This window comes from Streptomyces sp. NPDC058701, from assembly GCF_042715295.1.
Taxonomy (GTDB): Bacteria; Actinomycetota; Actinomycetes; order Streptomycetales; family Streptomycetaceae; genus Streptomyces.
The window spans coordinates 93,102-100,708 of record NZ_JBHXSY010000027.1; the positions used below are offsets into that span (position 1 = coordinate 93,102).

The 7,607-nt window shown below is 67.2% G+C and carries 8 protein-coding genes and 1 pseudogene; 8 read left to right on the top strand and 1 reads right to left on the bottom strand.

Going from position 1 to position 7,607, the window contains the following annotated elements; genetic code table 11:
• Positions 1 to 265 precede the first annotated feature (265 nt).
• Positions 266 to 514 (bottom strand): DUF5988 family protein, encoded by a 249-nt coding sequence (locus ACFWW8_RS25960; protein ID WP_386531757.1) that lies wholly within the window; start codon positions 512 to 514, stop codon positions 266 to 268.
• Between the two features lie 353 nt (positions 515 to 867).
• On the opposite strand from ACFWW8_RS25960, the pseudogene ACFWW8_RS25965 reads away from it, so the two are divergent.
• The 8 genes and pseudogenes from ACFWW8_RS25965 to ACFWW8_RS26000 all read left to right on the top strand — a co-directional run.
• Positions 868 to 1,659, top strand: a pseudogene (locus ACFWW8_RS25965) (IS256 family transposase); the annotation flags it as partial.
• Positions 1,660 to 2,366: 707 nt separating this feature from the next.
• Positions 2,367 to 3,071 (top strand): hypothetical protein, encoded by a 705-nt coding sequence (locus ACFWW8_RS25970; protein WP_386531759.1) that lies wholly within the window; start codon positions 2,367 to 2,369, stop codon positions 3,069 to 3,071.
• A 627-nt stretch (positions 3,072 to 3,698) separates the two neighbouring features.
• Positions 3,699 to 4,103 carry a DUF3846 domain-containing protein gene (locus ACFWW8_RS25975; RefSeq protein WP_386531761.1) on the top strand — a complete coding sequence of 135 codons (405 nt, stop codon included), beginning with the start codon at positions 3,699 to 3,701 and terminating at the stop codon, positions 4,101 to 4,103.
• Positions 4,104 to 4,208: 105 nt separating this feature from the next.
• Positions 4,209 to 4,643 carry a hypothetical protein gene (locus ACFWW8_RS25980; RefSeq protein WP_386531762.1) on the top strand — a complete coding sequence of 145 codons (435 nt, stop codon included), beginning with the start codon at positions 4,209 to 4,211 and terminating at the stop codon, positions 4,641 to 4,643.
• A 115-nt stretch (positions 4,644 to 4,758) separates the two neighbouring features.
• Positions 4,759 to 5,763 carry a DUF932 domain-containing protein gene (locus tag ACFWW8_RS25985; protein WP_386531764.1) on the top strand — a complete coding sequence of 335 codons (1,005 nt, stop codon included), beginning with the start codon at positions 4,759 to 4,761 and terminating at the stop codon, positions 5,761 to 5,763.
• Positions 5,764 to 5,831: 68 nt separating this feature from the next.
• A complete protein-coding gene (locus tag ACFWW8_RS25990) occupies positions 5,832 to 5,987 on the top strand; it encodes a hypothetical protein (protein ID WP_386531766.1) in 156 nt (51 codons plus the stop codon).
• 87 nt (positions 5,988 to 6,074) lie between these two features.
• Positions 6,075 to 6,494 carry a hypothetical protein gene (locus ACFWW8_RS25995; RefSeq protein WP_386531768.1) on the top strand — a complete coding sequence of 140 codons (420 nt, stop codon included), beginning with the start codon at positions 6,075 to 6,077 and terminating at the stop codon, positions 6,492 to 6,494.
• 79 nt (positions 6,495 to 6,573) lie between these two features.
• On the top strand, positions 6,574 to 7,188 hold the full coding sequence (locus ACFWW8_RS26000; RefSeq protein WP_386531770.1) for a hypothetical protein: 615 nt from the start codon (positions 6,574 to 6,576) through the stop codon (positions 7,186 to 7,188).
• The last annotated feature ends 419 nt before the right edge of the window (positions 7,189 to 7,607 follow it).

Sequence of the window (7,607 nt, forward strand, 5' to 3'; positions counted from 1 at the left end):
CGCGTCGACCACATACACTGCCATCGGTTCAGCTCGGCGGGATGAGTAACTCATGGCCGACCTTCATTCGGCGAGGCGGTGTTGCCGCACAGGTAATACTCCGCATCGAGGATTACCCGGAGATCTAGACGGACATATCGACTTATTCGGTCACGGTCGGCGCCTTCGCACCGTACCGGCTTTATGAGAGCCCTGACCAGTGGACGCAGAAAGAAGACGGCTCGACTTAGCCGACTCGCTACTGAGTGATCGGCGGGTAGGGCGGCTATTCAGCCACGGCGGTACTGTAGGTCCACCGGGCGGTGGGCAAAGCGGCACCACCCCCTGCATCGATATCCTCCGTAAACACATAATGCTCATTGCGGCCATTGTGCGTCACGATGAGCCGCTCAGCATCCACGAGATTGGCATTACTGAGAAGGAAAACAGATGGAAGCGTTTCCGGCCCACCGGCAAGCTTAACCTCATCGGCTTCCCGGAGTGTCCTTTCGTGGTCCACCTTTGCCTCCTTCATGGCGATTCCTCGCTAGTGTGTCAGGGAATTGTGACGCTGTTGCGTCGTGATGACGGTTCGGACAAGACATCCACTTGTTGTCCCAGGCGTATGTTTGGGCTGCCGCTTCGCAATGGGATATGACGATGGACGATCCACGGCGGCCTCCGACCACTGCCACCACGCCCGACACCGGAAGTAGCCCCATACTCCACGCCTTAATGTGGCCAAGGCTGCCGATGGCAGAGGGGGCGCACACAATGCTTCGCATCCGATGATGTCGTCAGCCAGAGCCTTGATCCTCCTAGGAGCAGTGGGACTCCTTACACCCACCCTCCTCCATTGGGTGAGTGTCACCTTGAGTAATAGGTACTCACCGGCCCCTGGACACCGGCCCGTACACCTTCGTGTGGGTCGACGCGCTGACCCAGAAGGTCCGCGAGGGCGGGCGGGTGGTGAACGTGCACTGCCTGATCGCGGTCGGCGTCAACGCCGAGGGCCGCCGCGAGATCCTCGGCATCGACATCGCCACCGCCGAGGACGGCGCCGGCTGGCTGGCCTTCCTGCGCTCGCTGACCGCCCGCGGCCTGTCCGGGGTGCAGCTGGTGGTCTCCGACGCCCACGCCGGCCTGGTCGCCGCCATCGGCGCCACCCTGCCCGGCGCCGCCTGGCAGCGCTGCCGCACCCACTACGCCCGCAACTTGATCAACCAGGCGCCGAAGTCCGCCCAGCCCTGGGTCGCCACCTTGCTGCGGACCGTCTTCGAACAGCCCGACGCGGACGCGGTCCGCACCCAGATGGCCTCGGTCATCACCGCACTCGACGAGAAGTTCCCCGCCGCGGCCCAGCACCTCGACACCGCCCGCGAGGACCTGCTCGCCTTCACCACCTTCCCCCGCGAGGTCTGGAAACAAATCTGGTCGAACAACCCGCAAGAACGCCTGAACAAGGAGATCCGCCGCCGCACCGACGTCGTCGGGATCTTCCCCGACCGCACCGCCGTCATCCGCCTGATCGGCGCGGTCCTGGCCGAACAGAACGACGAATGGACCGAACAGCGCCGCTACATGGGCCCCGAGATCCTCGCCCGCTGCCGCCTCCGCCCCCTGGACACCACCACCGCTCCCACCGACACCAACAACCCCGCCCAAGCCCTGACCGCATAGCATGACCCCGGATCACCCAGTGGCCGTCGTTACACCACTCCGCCGGACGTGACCGGCCCCAGTCGGCTCCTTGCCCACGTAGCCGCGAAGATGCTTCCAACGCCGAGGCCCGTCTCGTCACCGGACCCGACCGGGCCGTCACCCGCCCGGGCTGGGCCACCTCCTGGAGCCGAGGCAGCACACATCACCGGGGTACAGATGGGGGTACAGGCCCGGGTAGAGGTAGGGATACAGGTGCGGCTACAGGTGGGGGGGAGGTGCAGGCCGCCAAAGGCTTGCATTTTGCCTGATCAGACCCCGAGTTACAGCCGGTCGCCGGTCCTACTTAAAGGTAGGGAGGGGGATCGAGGGGAGCCGGATGGAGAGATGGCGGTTGGCTGGAGGCGAGAGCGGAAGGAGGAAGGGGGGGAGGGAGGGAGAAGGAGGGCTGGAGAAGGAGGGGGAGGAGGTGACGGGGGAGCGGATAGAGAGGGATGGCGGGGGTGGGAGGAAATGAATGTGGCCGACGCCCACTTCCGCTGAGAGCGGGTGGCAAGGGCGCCGGCCGACCGAAGAACACCACACGAGAAAACCCGCATGAGTCATCAGGTCGATGATAGCGCCCAGGCAGGCATGATGCACCTTCGGTGCGGTAGTATTTTCTGCTGCGGATCGGCTTAGAAAGAACCGCACCCACGGGCGCGCCACGCGTCTCACCTACGGGAAGGTTGAGCATCGTGATCCGGGCTGGACGAACCGCCCTGGGCCGGCGGGAGCTTGCTGGCGAGCTGGAGATGACCTGGGACACCTTCCGCCGCCTCAAACCCTACGACGTCGACGACTTCCCAGCGCCCATCAGCTCCGAGGGCTCCTTGGTGCTGCTCTGGGACCTCGACCAGGTCACGGCCTACCGCGCTGGCGGCCCGCAGCCGGCCCTGCCAGCAGCGGACAGCGACGCCGACCTACTCGACCGCCGCGAAGCGGCGGCGCTGCTCGATGTGAAGCCGCGCAGCTTCGACGGCTACAAGTCCGATCCCGGCCTCGCCAACCACCTCGTGGTGGTCTGCGGGGCCGATCACTGGCCCCGCGCCGCGGTACGAGCCTATGGCGCGGCCCGCGGAACCATGAGCGCCCCCAGCGGCCGGCCGACCGGTTCTGGCGACATGGTTCCGCGAGATCTGCTTCCCGGCCGGATCGCCGAACTCCTTGATGCCGACCCCGCAGTGACGGCCGCCCACGTTGTCGACGTGCTAGGCATCGCCGCACCCACCGCACGCAAGCGCCTTCTGCAGGAGCGTGCGGAGCGCATCGCTGCGCTGATGCGCTCCGAGCCGGGCCTGGAAGCGGAGCGGGCGGCGGACCGCCTCGGCTATCCGCCAGCGGTCCGCCGCATCGCCCTGAAAGCCGCTCAGGAGCTCTACGACAACCACTGACGCCGGCCAGACACTCAGTCGCTCCTGCGGGGGGCGGGCGTTTGCCGGTCCGGTGCCGGCGGGGTGGGCGACTGCGCTGCGCTCCGCCGCCCACCCCGCCCGTGGGGGTGGTGGGAACGGCCCCACGGGCGGCGTGTGCGACCTGCGCTGCGCTGCGCCGTCCGGTCTGCGCTGCGCTCCGACCGGCCGGACTCCGCTCCGCACAGCCCGCACCGAGCGCTGCGCGCTCTCACGCCACCCGCGGGGCCGCCCCCACCACCCCCACGGGGCCGCGTGGTGTGTGAGTGCACGGCCGGCTCCGCTTCTCCGAGCCGGACCAGGCCCTCAAGGGCGCTCCTTCGTCGCGTCGCTGCGCGATGGCCTGCGGCCACCCTTGACCGCCTGCCCCGCCCCACCCCTTGCCCTCCGCGCTGCGCGCTCCGGGGCTGGCGGCACCGACCCGGCAATGCCCGCCCCCCACCGGGCCCTAACCCGCTCTGACCTGCTAAAACATCACTCTTTCGAGGCGGCCGGAGAGGTCGGTTCCACCCCCGAATGAGCTTCGAATGCGTTAGAATTTTATTGTCGGTAGGGGAACGGCAATCACCCTCCGATCCGAAGAACCCCACCCCAACCCAAGGGAGAACCATGCCCACCACGGTCGAGCCCTTCGCACTGATCATGCAGCCCAACGGCGGCTTCGTGCTCACCGACTGGTCCCCCGACGACACGGCAGCCGACACCCTGACCCGTGAACTGGCCGCCCCTGTAGCGGTACTGCGGCCCATCGCGGTGGACCCGACCACGACCATGTGGGTCGACTCCGACGCTCGGAGGCGCGGCCTGCCGGTCAACTACTACGCCGGGTGGCTGCTGCGGATGCGCCGCCGCACCCCGGACTCCTCCTACTTCGGCCCGGTCCTGCTCACCGGCCGCTGCGACGACAACGCCCCGCAGCGCGGCGCCCAGGGCCTGACGGAAGACCAGGCGCTCAGGCTCCTGGACCGCTACCTCACCCGGGGGATCGCGATCCCGGAGCAGCGCACCCGCTGAACTCCAAAAAACGGCCGGCCGGGATTCCCCGGCCCGCTTCCGGTGGGGCTGGGAGTGGCACCCGACCCCACCGGTCGACCGACCAGCACCGAGAAGGGCACACCCATGCACAACACCGAAGCCGCGTCCCTTGCCCGCCGCACGATGAACCTGCTGCGCGCCGTTGCCCGAGCCGCCGGTGAAGGTTCTCACCGCCTGTCGATCACCCTGCTCACCGCGTCGAGAGAGGTACACAGGGATCAGTGCCTCATCACCGGTCCCGTACTGGACGAGGAAGACGAGGCCAGCGCCCTGCCTTCCGTCGCGATGCTGCTTGCCCGCACCGGGCTGATGCCGGACGACGCCCTGGCCATGGTGATCCTTTACAAGACGAACCCCGACGACGACACGGTGTCCGTCATGTCCTGGGCGGTCGCCGAACTGACCGCGCTTCCGGCCAGCGCCACCCAGAGCATCCAGGCGTACCACGCCGACGAAGAGCGCGACATCACCGACTGGGACCCCAACCTCACGTTTGTGGATGCGCCCGCGCTCACCTGACCCGCCCCCGTGCAGCTGACCCGCACCAGCGGCCAGCCGCACGGACGCCGCAGCACCCGGGCGGGGGAGTGGCACCCCCGCCCCACCCAAGATCATCAAGAAGAGGAAAACTCTCATGGCACACGAAATCGAGCAGTTCAGCGACGGTACGGCCGCATTCGTCAGCGCCAACACGAGCGCCTGGCACCGACTCGGCACCGTCACGACTGGCGCCATGACCGCCGAGGACGCAATGCGCCTCGCGGCCCTCAGCGAGTGGAACGTGCGGCTCGTCAGCCTGACTGCGACGGAAATCACCGAGGACGGCGCCACCATGCTGGACGTACCGAACCACCGGGCGAGTGTCCGCACGCACCCCAAGACCGGCTGCCCCCAGACCCTGGGCGTGGTCGGCACCGATTACACCCCGGTACAGAACGAGGAGCACGCCGAGTTCCTCAACCAGCTCGTGGACGAATCCGGAGCGCACTTGGAGACCGCCGGATCCCTGCGAGGCGGCCGACAGGTGTTCCTGACCATGAAGCTGCCGCAGACCATGACCATCGGCGGAACCGACACCGTGGACCTGTACATCGTTGCGTCCAACAGCCACGACGGGAGCGGCGCGTTCCGCGTCTGCACGACCCCCATCCGCACCGTGTGCGCCAACACCCTGCGCGCCGGATTCAGGCAGGCCAGGAGTAGCTACACCGTCCGCCACACCTCCGGCGCCCGGGGCCGGATCGCCGAGGCCCGCCAGGCCCTGGGGCTCACCTTCAAGTACGCCGAGGAGTTCGAGAGGGCGGCTCACCGCATGCTCGACGCCGAGATGACCACCCCCAGGCTCCGCACGGTCGTGGATGAGCTTTGGCCGATGACCGGCCCCGACAGTGACCGCAAGAAGACAAACCGTGAAACCCGGTGGTCCAGCATCCGCCATCTCTTCGAGGAGGCCGAGACCCAGTCCGGTATTCGGGGTACGGCGTGGGCGGGATACAACGCGATCACCGAGTACGCCAACCACACCGCCCCGGCCCGTGGGAAAACCCCGGAGCTCAAGAGCGCCGCCCGCGCCGAGCGGGTGATCAGCGGAACGGCCGACGGCGTCATGGAACACGCCTTCCGCCTGATGACCGTCTGACCCCAACGCCGGGCAGCACACCGGGGTGGGAGGAAAACCCTCCCGCCCCCCCGGATAGGAACACACGCGTGCCTGAATTCTCCGTGCTCTGGTTTATCGACCTCGAAGCGGAAACCCCCGAAGAAGCAGCACGAACCGCCCTCGAAATTCAACGCGACCCCCACAGTCGGGCAACGCACTTCATTGTCAGCCCCGGAAACGTGACCGTCGACCTATCTGACTGACCACCCGGGAAACAGTCACCCGACTGCACCCGACGAGCGGGGGAGCGGCACCCCGCCGCACCCGAGACCACCCAGGAAGGGCACCACATGGGAACCCATCAGATCACGTCCATTCAGCGCGCTGAAACCCTGCTCTTCACTCTGTTCGAAGCGGCCGGAGACGGCTGCCACTACGTGACCGTAGCCGCCGGGGCCGCCACCGCAGCCGTAGTGCCCTTTCACAACGCGGGGAACAAAACCTACCTTGGCGGGGGCGATGACATGGACGACACCGTCATCACGACCTCGTACGCCCTGGACGGCGACGTGACCGGAGTCGTACTACGCACCAGCGAGGAGGACGGAAGCAGCCGGGTGTGGGGATGGAGGCTCACCGCCGACACAACAACCCCACTCACGGCCGAGGAACTGCGCATCGCGTACTCGACCAACGCGCTGACGGGCGAGCGCCTCCCGCCCATCCCGGGACAGCGCTTCGAGCTGGCGCCCTGCCTGAACCTGCACTAGCGCGAGCCGTCCGACATGGCCACGCCGAGGGCGCGTCAGTACCCGCGCCCTCGGCGTCACCCCGTACGAAGGAGCCGTAATGCAGCAAGTTGCAAGCGTGCGCAGCATTACCGTTGATTACCACGGAAGCCTGATCGATGCTCACGGACGCTATCACGCCCGCATGGAGGCAGAATGCCCCCACGGACACGATCACGAAGGGTACCCAGGATATCCGGACACGCGGCTCATCCTGAGCAACCCTGAAACTGGCGTGGATTCCCTTTACTGCGTCCGCACCACTTCGGTCACGGAAATCGCGCAGGACGGAAAGCCGCTGAATAGCCCGGCGCGGGACGGCGACCTCGTGCAGCTTGACGACAGCGGCTCACTTTTCATCTTTGCCGGACAGCAACAACGGGCCCGCCGATACAAGACCGACCGCCACGACGAAGTCGACTACTACACCCGCTCTGCGGGACGCTGGTACATTGTCACGGCCTTGTGCCTCCTGGATGGCGCGCACATTCTTCGGGCACGCTACACCTCACCCCGAGACCGAAAATTCAGACTCCTGCGTATCAGCCAGGAAGACAACATCACCTATCTCTGGGACCTCCGAAACCATCCAAACGAACCCGCCTACGAGCGGGAGGCCGATGAACTCGAGCACGTCACCCAAGAATTTGAAGCGTTGCTGATCGCCACCGGATAGGGCTTCGTTTCGCCAAGGCTACATGCTGCATCAGCCTGAGGCCCCGCAGTGGTGCGCGGGGGACGCCTCGAACGGATTGAGGACGCCAGCCCATTCCGTTGCCGCAGTCGAAGAACAACCCCCCGCCACCAGCTCACCTAGCCAGCCGCCCGCGAAGCGGGCTCAGGGCCGGGGAGCGCAGCGGACCGGGCCCCGCCTGGAGCGCAGCGGAAGGCCTCACCGACCGCGCGCAGCGCGGCCGGTGACCCACGGTCAACCCCGAAGCGCAGCGCAGGGGATGACCGTGGGGTGTGGGAGAGCGCAGCGAACCCACACCCAGGCCGAAGCGCAGCGCAGGCCGGCCCCACCCGAAGGGTGGGGCGCCCGGAGCGCAGCGCAGGGCTTCCCTTGCACAGCGCGCAGCGCTGTGGTACCCGCTC

Coding starts and splice junctions, on each gene's coding strand:
- ACFWW8_RS25960 (WP_386531757.1), bottom strand. CDS start 514: ATGAAGGAGGCAAAGGTGGACCACGAAAGGACACTCCGGGAAGCCGAT.
- ACFWW8_RS25975 (WP_386531761.1), top strand. CDS start 3,699: ATGCCCACCACGGTCGAGCCCTTCGCACTGATCATGCAGCCCAACGGC.
- ACFWW8_RS25980 (WP_386531762.1), top strand. CDS start 4,209: ATGCACAACACCGAAGCCGCGTCCCTTGCCCGCCGCACGATGAACCTG.
- ACFWW8_RS25985 (WP_386531764.1), top strand. CDS start 4,759: ATGGCACACGAAATCGAGCAGTTCAGCGACGGTACGGCCGCATTCGTC.
- ACFWW8_RS25995 (WP_386531768.1), top strand. CDS start 6,075: ATGGGAACCCATCAGATCACGTCCATTCAGCGCGCTGAAACCCTGCTC.
- ACFWW8_RS26000 (WP_386531770.1), top strand. CDS start 6,574: ATGCAGCAAGTTGCAAGCGTGCGCAGCATTACCGTTGATTACCACGGA.